19 protein-coding genes are annotated in these 18187 nt (G+C 60.1%); 1 reads left to right on the top strand and 18 read right to left on the bottom strand.

The annotated features are described in order from the left end of the window. Position 1: 1 nt before the first annotated feature. The 16 genes from hemN to ccoN (EQV96_RS04675) all read right to left on the bottom strand — a co-directional run bounded on the left by hemN (position 2) and on the right by ccoN (EQV96_RS04675) (position 14932). Positions 2 to 1384 (bottom strand): oxygen-independent coproporphyrinogen III oxidase, encoded by a 1383-nt coding sequence (hemN, locus tag EQV96_RS04750; RefSeq protein ID WP_095002763.1) that lies wholly within the window; start codon positions 1382 to 1384, stop codon positions 2 to 4. 196 nt (positions 1385 to 1580) lie between these two features. Beyond that, the gene (locus tag EQV96_RS04745; RefSeq protein WP_095002762.1) at positions 1581 to 2264 is read right to left on the bottom strand and encodes a sulfite exporter TauE/SafE family protein; all 684 of its coding nucleotides are present in this window, start codon (positions 2262 to 2264) and stop codon (positions 1581 to 1583) included. Then, positions 2257 to 2487, bottom strand: a complete 231-nt coding sequence (ccoS, locus tag EQV96_RS04740; protein WP_095002761.1) for a cbb3-type cytochrome oxidase assembly protein CcoS — start codon at positions 2485 to 2487, stop codon at positions 2257 to 2259. The genes EQV96_RS04745 and ccoS overlap by 8 nt, the downstream gene beginning before the upstream one ends. 20 nt (positions 2488 to 2507) lie before the next feature. Beyond that, positions 2508 to 4958, bottom strand: coding sequence for a heavy metal translocating P-type ATPase (locus EQV96_RS04735; protein WP_240881464.1), 2451 nt, complete (start codon positions 4956 to 4958; stop codon positions 2508 to 2510). 105 nt (positions 4959 to 5063) lie between these two features. After that, positions 5064 to 5606, bottom strand: a complete 543-nt coding sequence (locus EQV96_RS04730; RefSeq protein ID WP_095002759.1) for a FixH family protein — start codon at positions 5604 to 5606, stop codon at positions 5064 to 5066. Between the two features lie 11 nt (positions 5607 to 5617). Beyond that, on the bottom strand, positions 5618 to 7033 hold the full coding sequence (gene ccoG, locus EQV96_RS04725; RefSeq protein WP_095002758.1) for a cytochrome c oxidase accessory protein CcoG: 1416 nt from the start codon (positions 7031 to 7033) through the stop codon (positions 5618 to 5620). A 215-nt stretch (positions 7034 to 7248) separates the two neighbouring features. Then, a complete protein-coding gene (locus EQV96_RS04720) occupies positions 7249 to 7659 on the bottom strand; it encodes a type II toxin-antitoxin system VapC family toxin (RefSeq protein WP_095002757.1) in 411 nt (136 codons plus the stop codon). Then, the gene (locus tag EQV96_RS04715; RefSeq protein ID WP_095002756.1) at positions 7659 to 7910 is read right to left on the bottom strand and encodes a type II toxin-antitoxin system Phd/YefM family antitoxin; all 252 of its coding nucleotides are present in this window, start codon (positions 7908 to 7910) and stop codon (positions 7659 to 7661) included. Before EQV96_RS04715 ends, EQV96_RS04720 begins: the two co-directional genes overlap by 1 nt. Before the next feature lie 143 nt (positions 7911 to 8053). Continuing rightward, on the bottom strand, positions 8054 to 9031 hold the full coding sequence (gene ccoP / locus EQV96_RS04710; RefSeq protein WP_095002755.1) for a cytochrome-c oxidase, cbb3-type subunit III: 978 nt from the start codon (positions 9029 to 9031) through the stop codon (positions 8054 to 8056). Beyond that, positions 9028 to 9219, bottom strand: coding sequence for a CcoQ/FixQ family Cbb3-type cytochrome c oxidase assembly chaperone (locus EQV96_RS04705; RefSeq protein WP_003447209.1), 192 nt, complete (start codon positions 9217 to 9219; stop codon positions 9028 to 9030). The genes ccoP (EQV96_RS04710) and EQV96_RS04705 overlap by 4 nt, the downstream gene beginning before the upstream one ends. 5 nt (positions 9220 to 9224) lie before the next feature. Further along, positions 9225 to 9836 carry a cytochrome-c oxidase, cbb3-type subunit II gene (gene ccoO, locus EQV96_RS04700; protein ID WP_016780305.1) on the bottom strand — a complete coding sequence of 204 codons (612 nt, stop codon included), beginning with the start codon at positions 9834 to 9836 and terminating at the stop codon, positions 9225 to 9227. After that, positions 9836 to 11278 carry a cytochrome-c oxidase, cbb3-type subunit I gene (gene ccoN / locus EQV96_RS04695; protein ID WP_095002754.1) on the bottom strand — a complete coding sequence of 481 codons (1443 nt, stop codon included), beginning with the start codon at positions 11276 to 11278 and terminating at the stop codon, positions 9836 to 9838. The genes ccoO (EQV96_RS04700) and ccoN (EQV96_RS04695) overlap by 1 nt, the downstream gene beginning before the upstream one ends. A gap of 468 nt (positions 11279 to 11746) precedes the next feature. Further along, positions 11747 to 12685 (bottom strand): cytochrome-c oxidase, cbb3-type subunit III, encoded by a 939-nt coding sequence (ccoP, locus tag EQV96_RS04690; RefSeq protein WP_095018988.1) that lies wholly within the window; start codon positions 12683 to 12685, stop codon positions 11747 to 11749. Then, the gene (locus EQV96_RS04685; protein ID WP_095002822.1) at positions 12682 to 12873 is read right to left on the bottom strand and encodes a cbb3-type cytochrome c oxidase subunit 3; all 192 of its coding nucleotides are present in this window, start codon (positions 12871 to 12873) and stop codon (positions 12682 to 12684) included. The genes ccoP (EQV96_RS04690) and EQV96_RS04685 overlap by 4 nt, the downstream gene beginning before the upstream one ends. A gap of 15 nt (positions 12874 to 12888) precedes the next feature. Further along, entirely contained in the window at positions 12889 to 13497 is a 609-nt protein-coding gene (ccoO, locus tag EQV96_RS04680; protein ID WP_095002752.1) for a cytochrome-c oxidase, cbb3-type subunit II, read from the bottom strand. A 10-nt stretch (positions 13498 to 13507) separates the two neighbouring features. Then, positions 13508 to 14932, bottom strand: a complete 1425-nt coding sequence (ccoN, locus tag EQV96_RS04675) for a cytochrome-c oxidase, cbb3-type subunit I (RefSeq protein WP_019826669.1) — start codon at positions 14930 to 14932, stop codon at positions 13508 to 13510. Between the two features lie 72 nt (positions 14933 to 15004). Here ccoN (EQV96_RS04675) and EQV96_RS04670 point away from each other — a divergent pair, with 72 nt between their 5' ends. Next, complete coding sequence (locus tag EQV96_RS04670) at positions 15005 to 15688, top strand: alpha/beta fold hydrolase (RefSeq protein WP_095024089.1); 684 nt, start codon at positions 15005 to 15007, stop codon at positions 15686 to 15688. Between the two features lie 49 nt (positions 15689 to 15737). Here EQV96_RS04670 and EQV96_RS04665 read toward each other — a convergent pair whose 3' ends face one another. Both EQV96_RS04665 and EQV96_RS04660 read right to left on the bottom strand, forming a co-directional pair. After that, on the bottom strand, positions 15738 to 17303 hold the full coding sequence (locus tag EQV96_RS04665) for a PAS domain-containing methyl-accepting chemotaxis protein (RefSeq protein WP_095002750.1): 1566 nt from the start codon (positions 17301 to 17303) through the stop codon (positions 15738 to 15740). 80 nt (positions 17304 to 17383) lie between these two features. Next, positions 17384 to 18175 carry a CPBP family intramembrane glutamic endopeptidase gene (locus EQV96_RS04660; protein WP_095018986.1) on the bottom strand — a complete coding sequence of 264 codons (792 nt, stop codon included), beginning with the start codon at positions 18173 to 18175 and terminating at the stop codon, positions 17384 to 17386. Between the last annotated feature and the right edge of the window lie 12 nt (positions 18176 to 18187).

The raw sequence follows: 18187 nt of genomic DNA, 5'->3' as shown, positions 1-18187 counted from the left end.
CTTAGATCACCCGCGAATAGCGCTGACGGGTTTGTTGCTCAAGGTAAGCGTCGAACACCATGCACACCGAGCGCACCAGCAGCCTGCCAGCAGGCAGCACAGTCAGTTGCTGGTCGTCCAGGGCGATCAGGCCGTCGGCGGCCATGGTCTTGAGCGTCGGCCACTGAGGGGCAAAATAGCCGCGAAAGTCGATATTGAACGCCTGCTCCACGGTCGCGAACGGCAGGTGCAAATTGCAGATGATCTGCTGGATGACCTCGCGACGGATACGGTCATCCTGATTGCATACCAGGCCACGGCTGGTGGCGAGCTGGCCGCTGGCCAGGGTGTGCTGGTATTTGGCCAGGTCGCTGTCATTTTGGCAGTACAGGTCGCCGATCTGGCTGATGGCGGAGACACCAAGCCCGATCAGGTCGCAATGGCCGTGGGTGGTATAACCCTGGAAGTTGCGTTGCAGGGTTGATTCTTCCTGGGCGATGGCCAGTTCATCGTCTGGCAGGGCGAAATGATCCATGCCGATATAGCGGTAGCCGGCGCCGGTCAGTTGCTCGATGGTGCGCTCCAGCATCTGTAGCTTGGCGGCAGGCGAGGGCAGGTCGCTGGTGTTGATGCGTCGTTGGGGCATGAAGCGTTCAGGCAAGTGCGCGTAGTTGAACACCGACAGGCGATCGGGCTGCAGGCTGATCACTTCTTCAACGGTGCGGGCAAAGGCTTCCGGGGTCTGCTTGGGCAGGCCGTAGATCAGGTCGATATTGATCGAGCGAAATTGCAGCGTGCGTGCAGCGTCGATCACTGCCCGGGTCTCTTCCAGGCTTTGCAGGCGATTGACCGCCCTTTGCACGTCCGGGTCGAGGTCTTGCAGGCCGATGCTGACACGGTTGAAGCCCAGTTCACGCAACAGGCCCATGGTCGACCAGTCGGCTTCGCGGGGGTCGATTTCGATGCCGTAGTCGCCGGAGTCGTCGTCCAGCAGATTGAATTGCTGACGCAGCTTGGCCATCAGTTGGCGCAATTCGTCGTGGCTAAGAAAAGTCGGGGTGCCGCCGCCAAAGTGCAGTTGCTCGACCTTCTGCCTGGGGTCGAGGTGGCAGGCGATCATCTGGATTTCCTGCTCGAGTTTCTGCAGGTAGGGCTGGGCCCGGCCACGGTCTTTGGTAATGACCTTGTTGCAGGCGCAGTAATAGCAAATATTGGCGCAAAACGGCACGTGCACATACAACGACAGCGGGCGCAGAGCCTTGCGGCTTTCGCGCAGGGCGTGCAGCAGGTCGAACGGGCTGACCTGGCTGTTGAACTGCATGGCTGTCGGGTATGAGGTGTAGCGCGGTCCGGCAAGATCGTAGCGGCGGATCAATTCTGGGTCCCAACGAATGGCGTCGAGCATGCGGGCATTCCCCTGGGATGGCTGGCAATGCTGCGGATTCTAGGGGGTGGGTCGTTGTAGCATCTTGATTTGCATCAACAGCTGTGATTGGCAAGTGCACCTGTGGGAGCGAGCTTGCTCGCGATACCGGCGACGCAATGTGTCAGGCAAATCGCGGTGATGCCATCGCGAGCAAGCTCGCTCCCACGGGTTCTGTCTAATGCCCCATCAACCAGTGCTGATGCGGGCCGGGCAGGGTCCAGATACCGAACAGGATCACCAGTAATCCTCCAGCCATGCGCACGCTGCGTTTGCGCAGCACTGCGGTAACACGTTCTGCGGCAAGGCCGGTGGCCAGCAGTACGGGCCAGGTGCCCAGCCCGAACCCCAGCATCAGTAATGCACTGTCGACTGCGCTGCCCTGGCTGGCGGACCAGATCAGCGTGCTGTACACCAGCCCGCAGGGCAGCCAGCCCCACAGTGCCCCCAGCAGCAAGGCGCGCGGCAGGCTGGTGACCGGCAACAAGCGGCTGGCCACGGGCTGGATATGCCGCCACAGGCCGCGGCCCAGGCTTTCAATGCGGGTCAGGCCGCTCCACCAGCCGGCGAGGTACAGGCCCATGCAAATCAGCAGCAAACCGGCGAGGATGCGCATAAACATGGCCGCCGGGCTGTTGGCCACAGCCCAGCCTGCCAGCCCCAGCAGTAGTCCTGCTGTGGCATAGCTGAGAATTCTGCCAAGGTTGTAGGCCAGCAGCAGCCTGAAGCGTCGGCTGCGTTGCTCTTTGGGGATGGCCAGCGTCAGTGCGCCCATCAGACCGCCGCACATGCCCAGGCAGTGTCCGCCCCCAAGCAGGCCCAGGATAACGGCCGATACCAGCAGCGGGGCCAGCTCAAGCATGGGGCGGGGCTTTTTTGTCGGTGTCGCTGGCCGACTCCGGGTGCAGGTTTTTGGCTTCTTCGACGGCAGCGGTATGCTGCGGATCCTGGTCATCGAACAGGATGCTGTGGGCTGGGCTGTCCAGGTCATCATACTGGCCGCTGTCGACTGCCCAGAAGAAGATAAAGATACAGATGGCGACAATCAGCAGGGCCGCCGGAATCATGATGTAAAGCGCTGGCATAAGGGCTCCAGGTGACCGGGTCAAGCCGGTAGCGGGCGAGAGTGTGGCATGGCTGGAGTATGCGCCTGGGCGGGCATGCGCGTCAGGCGCAAGGCGTTGAGCACCACGGTCAGTGAGCTGATCGACATGCCGATGGCGGCCCAGATCGGAGTAATCCAGCCCAGTGCGGCGAATGGCAGCATCAGGCCATTATAGAGTCCGGCCCACAACAGGTTTTCGATGATCACCCGTCGGGTCCTTCGCGCCAGGCTGAACGCTTGCACCAGCGCGTCCAGGCGGTTGGACAGCAGCACCGCATCGGCGCTGGTTTTCGCCAGGTCGGTCGCCGAGCCCATGGCCACGCTGATATCGGCAGCGGCGAGCACAGGTACATCGTTGACACCATCCCCCAGCATCAGCACCTTGCGGCCTTGGGCGTGCAGTTTTTGCAAGACCTGCAATTTGTCATCCGGGCGCAAGCCGCCCTGAGCTTCATCGATCCCCAGTTCGGCGGCCACGCTGGCGACCATCGGCGAACTGTCCCCCGACAGCAGCAGCGTGTGCCAGCCGCGGGCCTTGCACGCTGCCAGCAATGCCGGGGCATCGTCCCGCAGGCGGTCGTCCAGAACAAACCAGGCCAGCACGCCTTGGGTGTCGCCCAGCAGCAGCCATTGGCCCGGTTCGTCCGGCATGTCCGGGATCGGGCACTGGCTCAGCTCACAGGCAAATCCTGGCTGGCCTATGCGCAAGCGCTGCTCGCCGACCAGCCCTTCAAGGCCCAGTCCAGGCACGCTGCGTACTTCTTCAGCGGCTTGCGCAGCGCGGCCAAACGCACGGGCAATCGGGTGCTCGGAGCGGTTTTCCAGAGCGGCCGCAAGGGCCAGGCAGTGGTCGCTGTCCAGCTCGCGCAAAGGGCGAATGGCCCGCAGCGCCAGGCGTCCTTCAGTCAGGGTGCCGGTCTTGTCGAAAATCACTGTGTCGATCTGGTTCAGGCCTTCGATTACATGGCCACGGGTCAGTAGCAGGCCCAGCTTGTGCAGGGTGCCGGTAGCGGCGGTGAGTGCGGTCGGCGTCGCCAGCGACAAAGCGCAAGGGCAGGTGGCGACCAGCATCGCCAGGACAATCCAGAAGGCCCGTGATGCATCAAGTTGCCACCACCACAGGCCGATACCCGCAGCAGCGATCAATGAGAACAGCAGGAACCACTGCGCGGCCTTGTCGGCAATCTCCGCAAGGCGAGGTTTTTCGCTTTGAGCGCGATCAAGCAGGCGCACGATGGCGGACAGGCGCGTGTCCTGGCCCAGCGCCATGACTTCAACGGTCAGCGCGCCTTCCACATTGAGGGTGCCGGCCGTGACGGCGTCGCCAATCTGCCGTGGTTGTGGCAGGTATTCGCCAGTCAGCAGGGATTCGTCGATGCTGGACTGACCATCCAGGATCTTGCCGTCAGCCGGCATGATTGAGCCGGGGTGCACCAGCACCCGGTCGCCGACCTTGAGTTCAGTCAGCAGAATGCGTTCGCTTTGCCCGTCAGCGCTCAGGCGCAGGCATGAGGCTGGCAGCAGGTTGACCAATTGCGCAGTGGCGGCGGCGGTGCGCTCGCGGGCGCGGCGCTCCAGATAGCGGCCGGCCAGCAAAAACAGGGCAAACATGCCCACAGCATCGAAATACAGCTCGCCGACGCCGGTGATGGCCGTCCAGATCCCGGCGATATAAGCACCGCCGATGGCCAGGGAGACTGACACATCCATGGTCAGGTGGCGGGTGCGCAGGTCGCGCATGGCGCCTTTGAAAAAGGGGGCGCAACTGTAGAACACGATAGGTGTTGTCAGAAACAACGCTACCCAGCGCAGGATGGTGTGCATCTCGGGGCTGAGGTCGATATTGAACTCTGGCCAGGTGGCCATGGTAGCCATCATGGCCTGAAACCACAGCAGCCCGGCGACACCGAGCTGGCGCAAGGCCAGGCGGTTTTCGCTGGCCAATTGTTCGGTGGCACGGTCGGCCTGGTACGGGTGCGCGGCATAGCCGATATGGCGCAGTTCGCTGAGGACTTCACTCAATGGCAATTGGCTATCGTCCCAGCGTACCTGCAGGCGATGGTTGGACAAGTTGAGTCGCGCTTCACTGACGGCTGGCAGATGGCGCAGGTGCTTTTCGATCAGCCAGCCACAGGCGGCGCAGCTGATGCCTTCGATCAGCAGGGTGGTTTCGGCTTGCTCGCCCTCATGTCGGACAAAGGGTTTTTGCACGTCGGGGCGGTCATACAGCGCCAACTCTTCAACCAGTTGCACGGGCAGGGCTTGAGGGTTGGCGGATGCTTCACTGCGGTGCTGGTAATAGCTTTCGAGACCGCCAGCGACGATAGCCTCGGCCACTGCCTGGCAGCCGGGGCAGCAGAACTCGCGAACTTCGCCCAGAACAACGGCGTTAAACCGGCTGCCGGGGGGGACGGGCAGGGCGCAGTGATAGCAGGGAACGGGAGTGGTCATGGTGCTCTATCGCGATATTGTGTCACCAGAAAATACGTCATCGCGGACAAGACCGCTCCCACAGGGTCGCGCATCCCTGTGGGAGCGGGCTTGCCCGCGATGGGGTTATTTCGACTTGTGGTCTTCAGCGCCTTGAATGGGCTCGTCGCCCAGCAGCAGGTCCTTGTCGTGGCCGACCAGTTCTTCTTCGAACAGGCGCCATGTCTTGCCATCTTCAACACCCAGCAGCTCAACAAAGCGGCGACCTTCAATCTTGTCATCCAGTTGGCCGATATAGCGACCCGGTTCCGTTGCGCTCTGGCTCAGGCTGACCTTGCGGTCTTTTTCCGGCTGGGTCGGTGAAATCAGGTTCAGTTCCAGCACTTGCGGCTTGCTGTTGCCCTCAAGCAGCAGCACGACTTCGCCGGTCATTTCATCCAGGCGCAACTTGGCTTTGAGTTGCAGGGTCTGGCCCAGCAGCTCACGGTCCAGTGCCCGATTGATGCCTTTGCCCGCCTCGTAGTAATTATCGTTGACCAGGTTGTCCGGGTTGTTCACGGCAATGGTGACCATCGACAGGGTCAGGGTTACCGAGCAGGCCAGGATGGCAATGATGATCCATGGCCAGATGTGCTTGTACCAGGGGCTGGAAGCATTTGCTGCGGGCATGTCGAGTTCTCTTATCTGATTTGTGGGCCGATGAATCGGCTCTTGGCTTTAACGTTGACGTCGTTGTTGTCGGCGTCCTTGAGGATAAAGAACACCTCGTTGGTACTCGACGGCAGCTTCTCGGGGGCAATTGACAGCTCGACCGGCAGGCTGACGATATCGCCGGCCGCGACCTTGATTTCGCGTTTGCCCTGCAGCTTGAGATCCGGCAGGCCGGTGGCCTCCAGCACGTAGGTGTGGTCGTGCTGGTCCTTGTTCATGATCTTCAGGCTGTAGACGTTTTCGATCCGCCCTTCGGCGTTCTCGCGATACAGCACGCGGTCTTTGCTCACGTCGAAGCCTACCAGCGTGCGGGTAAAGAACGCAGCGGCCAGCAGACCCATCATGGTCAGCAATACCAGGGCATAGCCGATCAGGCGCGGACGCAGCTTATGGGTTTTCTGGCCGGAGAGGTTGTGCTCGGTGGTGTAGCTGATCAAGCCGCGGGGGTAGTTCATCTTGTCCATGATGCTGTCGCAGGCATCGATACAGGCCGCGCAGCCGATGCACTCGATCTGCAAGCCATCGCGGATATCAATCCCGGTCGGGCATACCTGCACGCACATGGTGCAGTCGATGCAGTCGCCCAGGCCCATGGCCTTGTAGTCGGCGTCCTTTTTGCGCGGGCCACGGACTTCACCACGGCGCGGGTCGTAGGAAACGATCAGGGTGTCTTTATCAAACATCACGCTCTGGAAGCGCGCATACGGGCACATATAGATGCACACCTGCTCGCGCAGCCAGCCGGCGTTGCCATAGGTGGCGAGGGTGAAGAAGCCGACCCAGAAATACGCCCAGCCATCAGCCTGACCAGTGAAGAAGTCGATCACCAGTTCGCGGATGGGTGAGAAGTAGCCGACAAAGGTCATGCCGGTGACAAAGCCGATCAATAGCCAGAGTGTGTGCTTGCTGAACTTGCGCACAAACTTGTTGGCGCTCATCGGTGCCTTGTCGAGCTTGATGCGCTGGTTGCGGTCGCCTTCAGTGACCTTCTCGCACCACATGAACACCCACGTCCAAACGCTTTGCGGGCAGGTGTAGCCGCACCACACGCGCCCGGCGTAAACCGTAATAAAGAACAGGCCAAAGGCCGCGACGATCAGCAGCCCCGAGAGCAGGATGAAATCCTGTGGCCAGAAAGTGGCGCCAAAAATAAAGAATTTGCGTTCGGGCAGGTTCCACCACACCGCCTGGTGACCGCCCCAGTTGAGCCATACCGTACCGAAATACAGCAGGAACAACAGCGCTCCGCCACCAATGCGCAGATTGCGGAAAAGCCCGGTAAAGGCGCGGGTGTAGATTTTCTCCCTGGCCGCGTACAGATCAGTGCTTTCAGCGGGTTTTTTGGCAGGTGGAGTGACGTTGTGTACAGGAATCTGATTGCTCATTAGTGCGTCCCACGGCAGTGGAAAATGCCTCGGTCAGTACGTGCCGACCGCGGTCAGAAGGTGTTGCGATAGCGTAATGATACCCCTGTGACTCTAGCTCAAGGGTGCGACCTTTGGTCGCGTTCCGGAAAATGGCAAGTTGGTATAGGAGTTGTAACAACTCATGACATGGATCAATTGACTTACACCTGCAGGTGAGTTGCGTTCTGGCCGAGTCAAAGCTCCCAAGGGTTGAGTACAGGGGCGCCGCTAAAGGCAAAGTCCCGGGTATTGCGGGTAACCACGGTCATGTCATGCACCAGTGCGGTGGCCGCGATCAGGGCGTCGCATTCATTGCTGCGGTCAGGCACATGCAGGCGGGCGCAGCGTCTGGCAACGGCGCCATCGACTGACAGCACGCGCCCGGCAAAAGCAGACATAACATGTACTTCAAGCCAGTTGCGCAAGGGGGCTGCCTGCTCCGGGTCGCGGCGCTCCAGGCGCAAGATGCCAGTTTCGATTTCCAGCAGGGTAATGGCCGAGATATACAGTTTGTAAGCCGGGACGCTGCGGGCCCAGGCCACCACTGCAGGGTCGGCCTGGGTTTTGCGCAGTTCAGAAACTACGTTGGTATCGAGCAGGAACATTAGAAATCCACTGGGCGCGGCGTGATGACTGCGCGTTCGGGTTCGAATTCAACCGGCGTTGTTTCGGGCATCACCAGCAGGTCGACAATGCTGGTGTCCAGGCCGGTTAGCCGTTGGTACTCCTCCATGCATAGCAGTACATGGGCGGGGCGGCCACGGTCAGTGATGTAAACAGGCCCTTGTTGCGATGCTTTTTTGGCACCGCTTGTGTCCTGGTTGAATTCGCGGCTTGAAATGGTGGTGATGGTCATGGGCTGATCCTCCCCAAAAATACAATGTAGAAACGTTACTACCTTGTGGGTGCGTACGGCAATAGCTGCTGCAGCCCTGAAACAAAACGGCCCCGCCAACTGTCGTTGGCGGGGCCATTTTTTGCAGCGTTCAAACTAACGCGTTACTCGTCTGTCTTGGCTTCATCACCATGGGACAGGCTGTACACGTAGGCGGCCAGCAAGTGAACCTTGTCGTTCCCTTGCAGGTCAGCCTGGGCAGGCATCTGGCCCTGACGGCCGTAGCGGATGGTCTGCTGCAGTTGAGCAAAGCTCGAACCGTAGATAAACGCCCCCGGGTGAGTCAGGTTGGGTGCGCCCATCAGCGGGTTGCCCTTGCCCTCCGGCCCGTGGCAAACCGCACAGTTGGTCGCGTAGATTTCCTTGCCTTTGGCAGGGTCGGCTTTCGCACCTTCCGGCAGCTTGCGCCCGTCGAGACTGGTCAGCACGTAGGCGGCCACGTCGCTGACGCCTTGCTCACCGATCACTTCGGACCAGCCCGGCATGACCGCGTGACGGCCGGCCATAATGGTGGTCTTGATGTCGGCAGGCGTCCCGCCCCAGCGCCAGTCGGCGTCGGTCAGGTTGGGGAAGCCATAGGCGCCTTTGGCGTCGGAGCCGTGGCACACCGAACAGTTGGAGGCGAACAGGCGGCCACCCATTTTCAGTGCTTGCGGGTCCTTGGCCACTTCTTCAATGGGCATGGCGGCGAATTTGGCGAAGATCGGCCCAAACTTGGCGTCCGATTTGGCCATTTCCTTTTCCCACTCGTGTACACCGGTCCAGCCGGTCTGACCATTGGCAAACGGCGTCTGCTCTTTGGTGTCCAGGTACTGGTAGCCCGGCAGCAGGCCTTTCCAGTTACCCAGGCCCGGGTACAGCACAAGGTAGCCGAGGGCGAAAATGACGGTGCCCACAAACAGCATGAACCACCATTTCGGCATTGGGTTGTCGTACTCTTCGATGCCGTCGAACGCGTGGCCGACTTTCTCGTCGGTCTGCTCGCTGCGCTGGCCCTTGCGGGTGGCCAGCAACAACCAGGTCAGGGCGAAGATGGTACCCAGAGTGAGGACTGTAACGTACAGACTCCAGAACGTAGTCATTCTTTGTTACTCCTAGAAGCTTGCTCTTGCTCGACGTGCTTGATGGCTTCGGGATCATCCTTGAACGGCAACAGGGTCGCGTCGTCAAATTCTGACTTGCGTCGCGGGCTGAATACCCACAATGCCAAACCGATAAAAGCCACCATCACGACGACAGTGCCCAGGCCACGAATCATCCCGATATCCATTCAGATCACCGTTTGCTTTTGATGATGGTGCCCAAGCCCTGGAGGTAAGCCACCAGTGCGTCCATTTCGGTTTTGCCCTTCACTGCATCCTTGGCCCCGGCGATGTCTTCGTCGGTGTAAGGGACGCCGAGCGTGCGCAAGACTTCCATTTTTTTCGCGGTGTCCTTGCCGTCCAGCTTGCGCTCAACGAGGAATGGATAAGCCGGCATGATCGATTCGGGCACGACGTTGCGCGGGTTGTACAAGTGCGCGCGCTGCCAGTCATCGGAGTAACGCCCGCCCACTCGGGCCAGGTCCGGCCCGGTGCGTTTGGAGCCCCACAGGAACGGGTGGTCCCACACGCTTTCACCGGCAACCGAATAGTGGCCATAGCGTTCGGTTTCGGCACGGAACGGACGGATCATCTGCGAGTGGCAGCCGACACAGCCGTTGGCGATATAAATGTCACGGCCTTCAAGTTCCAGCGCGCTACGCGGCTTCATGCCCTCGACCGGGGTGTTGGTCACGTCCTGGAAGAACAGCGGAACGATTTGGGTAAGGCCGCCGATGCTCACGGCGATAACCATGAAGAAGGCCATCAGGCCGATGTTCTTCTCGATTGTTTCGTGCTTGATCATCAGTGCGCTCCAACTACAGCGATCTTGGTCGCCGCTTCAGCTTCTACCGGGTTCGAGGCACGCACGGTGCGGAACACGTTGTAGGCCATGAACAGCATACCGCTGGCGAAAATGGCACCGCCAAGGGCGCGAACAATAAAGCCCGGGTGGCTGGCTTGCAGTGCTTCGACAAACGAGTAGGTCAGAGTGCCGTCGTCGTTGATCGCACGCCACATCAGGCCCTGGGTGATGCCGTTGACCCACATCGAGGCGATGTAGAGCACGGTACCGATAGTCGCCAGCCAGAAGTGAACGTTGATCAGGCCGGTGCTGTACATCTGCTTCTGGCCATAGACTTTGGGGATCATGTGGTACATGGCACCGATCGAAATCATCGCCACCCAGCCCAGAGCGCCGGCGTGTACGTGGCCGATGGTCCAGTCGGTGTAGTGCGACAGCGCGTTGACGGTCTTGATCGCCATCATCGGGCCTTCGAAGGTCGACATGCCGTAGAAGGCCAGGGATACCACGAGGAAGCGCAGGATCGGGTCGGTGCGCAGCTTATGCCAGGCGCCCGAGAGGGTCATCATGCCGTTGATCATGCCGCCCCAGCTGGGTGCCAGCAGGATGATCGACATCGCCATGCCCAAAGACTGGGCCCAGTCCGGCAGTGCGGTGTAGTGCAAGTGGTGCGGACCGGCCCAGATATACAGGGTGATCAGCGCCCAGAAGTGCACGATGGACAGGCGATAGGAGTAGATCGGACGTTCGGCCTGCTTGGGCACGAAGTAGTACATCATCCCCAAAAAGCCGGTAGTCAGGAAGAAACCTACCGCGTTATGGCCGTACCACCACTGAATCATGGCGTCAGTCGCACCGGCATAAGCCGAGTAGGACTTGAAGAAGCTCACCGGCAGGGACGCGTGGTTGACGATATGCAGCATTGCCGTCACGACAATGAATGCACCGTAGAACCAGTTACCGACATAGATATGCTTGGTTTTACGCTTGGTGATGGTGCCGAAGAACACAATGCCGTAGGTCACCCAGACAATCGCCAGCAAAATAGCCAAAGGCCATTCCAGCTCGGCGTATTCTTTGGTGGTGGTGTAACCCAGTGGCAGGGTGATGATCGCGCCGACGATAACCGCCTGCCAACCCCAGAAGGTAAACGAGGCCAGCGAATCGGAGATCAGTCGTGTCTGGCAGGTTCGCTGCACGACGTAGTAGGAGGTGCCAAACAATGCACAGCCACCAAAGGCAAAGATCACAAGGTTGGTATGCAGGGGACGCAGACGGCCGAAGGTCGTCCACTCGAGGCCAAGGTTCAATTCAGGCCACACAAGCTGTGACGCGATGAAAACCCCGAGCCCCATGCCAAGGATCCCCCAGACCACCGTCATGATGGCGAACTGGCGGACTACCTTATAGTTATAAGCAGTCGGGCTGATTGCTGTGCTCATTCTAAGGTTCCACGGTTTAGGTATTTTATTAGGATAAAAATCGGTCGCAAGTATGTATAAAGCGTAGGGCTATTGCAACGAACCATGACCCCGGTCAATGCTTTCCAAGGCTTGTTCTGCGGCCTTTCCATGCGCGGAGTAAGGTCAAAGTGACCTCGCCAAAAACGCCGCATGCAGGGCAAAAGTGGAGGGGTCGAGGCGGGCGGGTTGAGGTGGGGGCAAGGCGCGGCAAACATCGTAATGCACGATAGCCGGTGCAAACCCACCATTGTGGCCCGTAACGCTGCCCTTCAACTTACCGGTTAGTTTCACTTGACGTGGCGCTGCACAGATCCGGCTCACACAAGCGTTGAGCTTAGTCCTGAATGGCGGGAGAGCAATGGCGGGGCTGAAAGAGGTGCGACACTTGGTCGCGCTTTGAGGCGGGAACTGCCGCACCAAAATGATGCGGCAGGAAATGTCCGGTAATTATTCGGCTGTTTTTTCCTCTTGATTACCGTGTGACAAGCTGAACACGTAGGCCGCCAGCAGCTGTACCTTGTCGTTGCCCAACAAATCGTTTTGCGCAGGCATGTGGCCCTGACGGCCGTGGCGAATGGTTTGTTGCAATTGCGCCAGGCTGGTGCCGTAGATAAAACCGGCAGGTTGGGTCAGGTCTGGCGCGCCCATCAGCGGCATGCCTTTACCGTTTGCCCCGTGGCAGGCCACGCAAGTGGTTTCGTAGGCTTGCTTGCCAGCCGTCAGATCGACAGTGGCGCCTTCAGGGAGGGGCAGGCCCGCCAGGTCGTGGCGTACATAGGCGGCGACGTTTTTGACTCCGTTTTCACCCAGTACTTCACCCCAGGCCGGCATTGCCGCGATGCGACCGCCCATGATGGTGGCCTTGATCGTGTCGGCGTCGCCGCCCCAGCGCCAGGTGTTGTCGGCCAGGTTAGGGAAGCCGAAAGCGCCCTTGGCATCCGAGCCGTGGCACACCGAGCAGTTGGAAGCAAACAGGCGCCCGCCCATTTTCAGTGCTGCCGGATCCTGAGCGACTTGTTCAACGGGCATGGAGGCATATTTGGCGTAGATGGGCCCAAATTTGGCGTCCGCCTTGTCCATTTCCTTTTCCCACTCATGTACACCGGTCCAGCCATTCTCATAGCCGGGCAGCAGGCCTTTCCAGTTGCCCAGGCCCGGGTACAGGATCAGGTAGCCCACGGCAAATACCAGCGTGCCGACGAACAACATGAACCACCATTGTGGCAGCGGGTTGTCGTACTCCTCGATGCCGTCAAAGCTGTGGCCCATGGTTTCGACCGTATCGCTTTTGGTCTCGCCCTTGCGCGTGCTGACCAGCAGCCAGGTCAGGCCGATCAGCGTGCCGATAGTCAGCACGCATATGTACAGACTCCAGAAGGTGGTCATGCTTTTTTACTCCTAGACGCTTGTTCTTTCTCGACGTGTTGAATCGCCTCTGGATCGTCCTTGAATGGCAGTAAGGTCGCGTCTTCAAACTCCGATTTGCGTCGCGGGCTGAACACCCACAGCGCCAGGCCTATAAACGCCACGGCCACCACCACGGTGCCCAGGCCGCGAATCATTCCACTACTCATCTCCAAGACCATGGCTCACCTCTTGCTCTTGATGGCAGTGCCCAGCACTTGCAGGTAGGCGACCAGAGCGTCCATCTCGGTCTTGCCCTGCACGGACTGCTTGGCGTTGGCGATGTCTTCGTCGGTGTAAGGCACGCCCAGGGTGCGCATCACTTCGAGTTTTTTCTCGGTATGGCTGCTGTCTACCGGCGAGGCCACCAGCCATGGGTAAGCTGGCATTTTTGATTCGGGCACGACGTTGCGCGGGTTGTACAAGTGCGCGCGGTGCCAGTCATCCGAATAGCGGCCACCGACGCGGGCCAGGTCCGGCCCGGTGCGCTTGGAACCCCACAGGAAGGGGTGATCCCACACGCTCTCACCGGCTACCGAGTAGTGACCATAACGCTCGGTCTCGGCACGGAACGGACGGATCATCTGCGAGTGGCACTGCACGCAGCCTTCACGGATGTAGATGTCGCGACCTTCCAGTTGCAGTGCGGTGTAAGGCTTCATGCCCTCCACCGGGGTGTTGGTCACGTCTTCAAAGAACAGCGGGACGATTTGCGTCAGGCCGCCCACGCTTACGCACAGGATCATCAGCAACAGCATCAGGCCGATATTTTTTTCAACGACTTCGTGTTTCATTGCCAACTCCTCAGGCCATCTGCGCGGCGGCTACGACTTCAGCGGGCTCGGCGTTACGCACGGTGCGCCAAGTGTTGTAAGCCATCAGCAACATGCCGCTGAAGAAGATTGCACCACCGACCAGTCGCACGACATAACCCGGGTGGCTGGCCACCAGAGTTTCGACGAAGGAGTAAGTCAGCGTGCCGTCTTCGTTGACTGCGCGCCACATCAGGCCCTGGGCAATGCCGTTGACCCACATCGAGGCGATGTAGAGCACGGTGCCGATGGTGGCCAGCCAGAAGTGCGCGTTGATCAGGCCCAGGCTGTACATCTGCGGGCGGCCGAAGATTTTCGGGATCATGTGGTACAGCGCGCCGATCGAAATCATCGCCACCCAGCCCAGGGCACCGGCGTGTACGTGGCCGATGGTCCAGTCGGTGTAGTGGGAGAGGGCGTTGACGGTCTTGATTGCCATCATCGGGCCTTCGAAGGTCGACATGCCGTAGAAGGCCAGGGACACCACGAGGAAGCGCAGGATCGGATCGCTGCGCAGCTTATGCCAGGCGCCCGAGAGGGTCATCATGCCGTTGATCATGCCGCCCCAGCTCGGTGCGAGCAGAATCAGCGACATCACCATGCCCAGCGACTGCGCCCAGTCCGGCAGCGCGGTGTAGTGCAGGTGGTGGGGGCCCGCCCAGATGTACAGGGTGATCAATGCCCAGAAGTGCACGATGGACAGGCGATAGGAGTAGATCGGACGTTCGGCCTGTTTAGGCACGAAGTAGTACATCATCCCCAAGAAGCCAGCTGTCAGGAAAAAACCCACAGCGTTATGCCCGTACCACCACTGCACCATGGCGTCAGTGGCGCCACCGTAGAGCGAGTAGGACTTGGTGAAACTGACCGGAATTTCCAGGTTATTGACGATGTGCAAAATCGCCACGGTCACGATAAACGCGCCGAAGAACCAGTTGCCCACGTAAATATGCTTGGTCTTGCGCTTCATGATCGTGCCGAAGAACACGATGGCGTAGGCCACCCAGACAATGGTGATCAAAATGTCGATCGGCCATTCCAGCTCGGCGTATTCCTTGGAACTGGTGTAACCCAGTGGCAGGCTGATGGCCGCCAGGACGATGACCAGCTGCCAGCCCCAGAAGGTAAACGCCGCGATTTTCGGCGAAAACAGGGTGGCCTGGCAGGTGCGTTGCACCGAGTAGAATGAAGCCGCGAACAGCGCGCAGCCGCCGAAAGCGAAAATCACCGCGTTGGTGTGCAATGGGCGCAGGCGCCCGAAACTGGTCCAAGGCAAATTGAAGTTAAGTTCTGGCCAAACCAATTGCGCGGCGAGAAAAACGCCGAGCCCCATACCGACGATGCCCCAAACCACCGTCATAATGGCAAATTGGCGGACCACCTTGTAGTTATAGGCGGTACTTGTAGAAGTGTTCATGGTTCCCCATCCACGGTTCAGGCGCGTCAAACGCACGCCTGGAGTTATAGGCAGACTAAAAGCGAGGCAAGCATGGTCGTAGCGGGCAAGGCCGGTATTGACGGGGATCAATGGGCGCAGTGCGTGCAGGACAGGGGCTGGCTGTGGAATGGCGCGTCAGCGGGTTCAACCGCGACCCTTATCCTGGCCCACGGCGCGGGTGCGCCGATGGACAGCAGCTGGATGAACGGCATGGCTGCACGCCTTGCTGCACGCGGGGTGAGCGTGTTGCGCTTCGAGTTCCCGTATATGGCGCAGCGCCGTCTCGATAATGGCAAAAGGCCTCCTAATCAGCAGGCGAAACTGCTCGAAAGCTGGCGTGAAGTTTTTACCGAGGTGCGACGGCATGTCGCTGGGCCATTAGCCATTGGCGGCAAGTCAATGGGTGGGCGTATGGCCAGTCTGCTGGCCGATGAGCTGCAAGTGGACGCGCTGGTGTGCCTGGGTTATCCGTTCTATGCCGCAGGCAAGCCGGAAAAACCCCGGGTGGCGCACCTGGCTGAATTGGCAACGCCGACGTTGATCGTACAAGGCGAGCGCGATGCCTTGGGCAACCGCGAAGCGGTAGAGGCCTACACGCTGGCGCCGGGCATTGAAGTGTCGTGGCTGCTATCGGGGGATCACGACCTTAAGCCGTTGAAGGCCTCCGGGTTTACCCATGAGCAGCATCTGGATGCGGCGGCGGACCGGATTGCGCGGTGGTTGCAGCAACCTTGAACAATTTGTGGGAGCGAGCCTGCTCGCGATTGGATCGCTCCCACAAGGCTTAGCGGTTAAACCGCTCCACCAGCGAATACTGGGTGTTGACGGTCTGGGTCAGTTCTTCGCTGAGCAGCGCCGAATGCTGCGCCTGCTCTGAGGTCTGGTCAGCCAGGTCGGCAATGGTGCTGATATTGCGGCTGATTTCTTCAGCCACGGCGCTTTGCTCTTCGGTCGCTGCCGCGATCTGGGTGGTCATGTCGGTGATATTGGCCACCGCTTCGCTGATGCCCACCAGTGCCTGATCTGCTTCCAGTACCCGCGCTACGCCTTCTTCCGCCTGACGATGGCCAGCGTCCATGGTTTGCACCGCGGTGGCTGCTGTCTGCTGCAGCTTGGCGATCAGGCTGTGAATCTGCCCGGTCGAAGCGCTGGTGCGTTGCGCCAGCTGGCGCACTTCGTCAGCCACCACGGCGAAGCCCCGGCCCATTTCTCCAGCCCGTGCCGCTTCGATGGCGGCGTTCAGGGCCAGCAGGTTGGTCTGGTCGGCAATGCCCTTGATCACATCGACCACGCCGCCGATCTCGTCACTGTCCTTGGCCAGTTGCGTTACCGTGGCCCCGGTTTCACCCACCACAACCGACAGGCGCTGGATCGCTTCGCGGGTTTCGCCGGCAATGTCGCGACCGCGACTGGTCAGACGGTTGGCTTCCTGGGTCGCGTCGGCAGTGCGCTGCACATGGCTGGCCACTTCCTGGGTGGTGGCAGCCATCTGGTTGACGGCGGTGGCCACTTGCTCGGTCTCGACGCGCTGGCGCTCCAGTCCGGTCGAGCTTTTGTGCGCCAGAATGTCGGACTGACGGGCCTGGCCGCTGAGGTGTTCGGCGGTATCCTGCAGGCGTGTCAGGCAGGTCTTCAGGCGCGCTTCCTGGCTCAGGATGGACATTTCCAGACGCGCTTGCGGGCCACGGCTGTCGGTGTACATCTGGGCAATCAACGGGTCGGAGGTGGTCTGCTCGGCCAGACGCAGCAGGCGTTTGACCCCGCGCTGTTGCCAGCTCAGGCCCAGCAGCCCCAACGGTATCGACAGCAGGGCTGCCAGGGCAAAACCCCAGCTCGAATTGAGCATGGCGCCAATCATGAAGCTCAATTGGCTGACCAGGATAAAGGGCAGCCAGTCCTGCAGCACCGGCAGCCACTTATCGCGCTGAGGCACCGCGGATTTGCCGCGGTTGAGGCGTGTGTACAGGGCTTCGGCGCGGCGGATCTGTTCGGCCGTTGGCTTGACCCGCACCGACTCGTAACCCACGACCTGCTCATTCTCGAAAACCGGCGTTACATAGGCGTTAACCCAGTAATGGTCGCCGTTTTTGCAGCGGTTTTTGACGATGCCCATCCACGGCGAACCCTTTTTCAGGGTGCTCCACATATGCTCGAAGACTGCTGAGGGCACGTCCGGGTGGCGCACCAGATTGTGCGGCGCGCGTATCAGCTCCTCACGCGAAAACCCGCTGATTTCCCTGAACGCATCGTTGCAGTAGGTGATCACGCCTTTGGCATCGGTCGTGGAAATCAACCGTTGTTGCGCGGGGAATGTGCGTTCGCGTTGAGTGATGGGCTGGTTGTTACGCATGTCGTTTCAATCCGCAAGACTTTGACAGGCTGTCGGCATGCTCAAGGAATTGTTTAATTTATATTTCAGGCCCCTGGCCGTCAGGGGGCGAGCATCGGGTAGGTAAAAAACAGGAAATGCAGCACATTGAGGCCGAAGTGGGTGGCGATCGCTGCACCCAGCCCGCCAAAGCGGTAGGCCAGGCCGTAACCGACACCGGCCAGCCCGGCCAGTAGCATCCATTGCCAGCCGGCGGGTGCATGGGCCAGGCCAAACAGTATCGAGGCCAGCACCAGCGCAATGCTCTGCCCATGGGGCAGCAACTTGAACTTGCGGCTCAGTCCGCCCTGGATGTAACCGCGAAACAGCGCTTCTTCAACCAGGGTGACCAGCAGTAGATTATTCAGCAGCCAGAGGGTGCTCTGATGAGGCCATTTCGGTGCCCAGGCAATCATGCCCAACAGCATTGCTCCGCCCAGCGCTGCAATGGCGGCCAGGGCCAGACCCATTGCAGTGGCCCCCAGGGATACCCGCCAGGCAAAGCGCGGTGCTATCCAGGGGCATACCAGCAGCAGCCAGAAGCCAATCAGCGGTTTGTCCAGATTGAAGTACATCGAGAAGGGCACGGCATCAGGGGTCAGTCGCGTGGGGGTGATGGCGCGACCGTTATGGAAACCTGGCAGCCAGTGCAAGGCCAGCGCCAGCGCCAGCAGCACAAACAAGGCATGCCCGGCATAGCGCAGCAAATGGCTTTTGTTCTGCACAACGGCAAACCCGCTGACAGTCAACAAGGCTAGCGCGATGAGGGTTTGAGCGCCTAATTGCCCGTAGCTGAGGGCAAGGCCGTAGCCCAGGGTCAGTAGTGCCAGATAAGGCCAGGGCAAAGCAATCATGTGAATCCTTGC

The organism is Pseudomonas sp. TMW22080, assembly GCF_022496745.1.
GTDB lineage: Bacteria > Pseudomonadota > Gammaproteobacteria > Pseudomonadales > Pseudomonadaceae > Aquipseudomonas > Aquipseudomonas bubulae.
Note: the sequence above shows the minus strand (reverse complement) of the source record. Positions and strands in the feature narration are given on the sequence as shown.

Excerpts from the sequence above, each read along its gene's own strand:
- EQV96_RS04660 (WP_095018986.1), bottom strand. The coding sequence starts at position 18,175 with ATGATTGCTTTGCCCTGGCCTTATCTGGCACTACTGACCCTGGGCTAC.
- ccoO (WP_016780305.1), bottom strand. The coding sequence starts at position 9,836 with ATGATCAAGCACGAAACAATCGAGAAGAACATCGGCCTGATGGCCTTC.
- EQV96_RS04730 (WP_095002759.1), bottom strand. The coding sequence starts at position 5,606 with ATGCCCGCAGCAAATGCTTCCAGCCCCTGGTACAAGCACATCTGGCCA.
- EQV96_RS04665 (WP_095002750.1), bottom strand. The coding sequence starts at position 17,303 with ATGCGTAACAACCAGCCCATCACTCAACGCGAACGCACATTCCCCGCG.
- ccoN (WP_019826669.1), bottom strand. The coding sequence starts at position 14,932 with ATGAACACTTCTACAAGTACCGCCTATAACTACAAGGTGGTCCGCCAA.
- EQV96_RS04720 (WP_095002757.1), bottom strand. The coding sequence starts at position 7,659 with ATGTTCCTGCTCGATACCAACGTAGTTTCTGAACTGCGCAAAACCCAG.
- ccoP (WP_095018988.1), bottom strand. The coding sequence starts at position 12,685 with ATGACCACCTTCTGGAGTCTGTACATATGCGTGCTGACTATCGGCACG.
- ccoN (WP_095002754.1), bottom strand. The coding sequence starts at position 11,278 with ATGAGCACAGCAATCAGCCCGACTGCTTATAACTATAAGGTAGTCCGC.
- EQV96_RS04685 (WP_095002822.1), bottom strand. The coding sequence starts at position 12,873 with ATGAGTAGTGGAATGATTCGCGGCCTGGGCACCGTGGTGGTGGCCGTG.
- ccoS (WP_095002761.1), bottom strand. The coding sequence starts at position 2,487 with ATGCCAGCGCTTTACATCATGATTCCGGCGGCCCTGCTGATTGTCGCC.
- EQV96_RS04705 (WP_003447209.1), bottom strand. The coding sequence starts at position 9,219 with ATGGATATCGGGATGATTCGTGGCCTGGGCACTGTCGTCGTGATGGTG.
- ccoP (WP_095002755.1), bottom strand. The coding sequence starts at position 9,031 with ATGACTACGTTCTGGAGTCTGTACGTTACAGTCCTCACTCTGGGTACC.
- ccoO (WP_095002752.1), bottom strand. The coding sequence starts at position 13,497 with ATGAAACACGAAGTCGTTGAAAAAAATATCGGCCTGATGCTGTTGCTG.
- ccoG (WP_095002758.1), bottom strand. The coding sequence starts at position 7,033 with ATGAGCAATCAGATTCCTGTACACAACGTCACTCCACCTGCCAAAAAA.
- EQV96_RS04715 (WP_095002756.1), bottom strand. The coding sequence starts at position 7,910 with ATGACCATCACCACCATTTCAAGCCGCGAATTCAACCAGGACACAAGC.
- EQV96_RS04745 (WP_095002762.1), bottom strand. The coding sequence starts at position 2,264 with ATGCTTGAGCTGGCCCCGCTGCTGGTATCGGCCGTTATCCTGGGCCTG.
- hemN (WP_095002763.1), bottom strand. The coding sequence starts at position 1,384 with ATGCTCGACGCCATTCGTTGGGACCCAGAATTGATCCGCCGCTACGAT.
- EQV96_RS04735 (WP_240881464.1), bottom strand. The coding sequence starts at position 4,958 with ATGACCACTCCCGTTCCCTGCTATCACTGCGCCCTGCCCGTCCCCCCC.
- EQV96_RS04670 (WP_095024089.1), top strand. The coding sequence starts at position 15,005 with ATGGTCGTAGCGGGCAAGGCCGGTATTGACGGGGATCAATGGGCGCAG.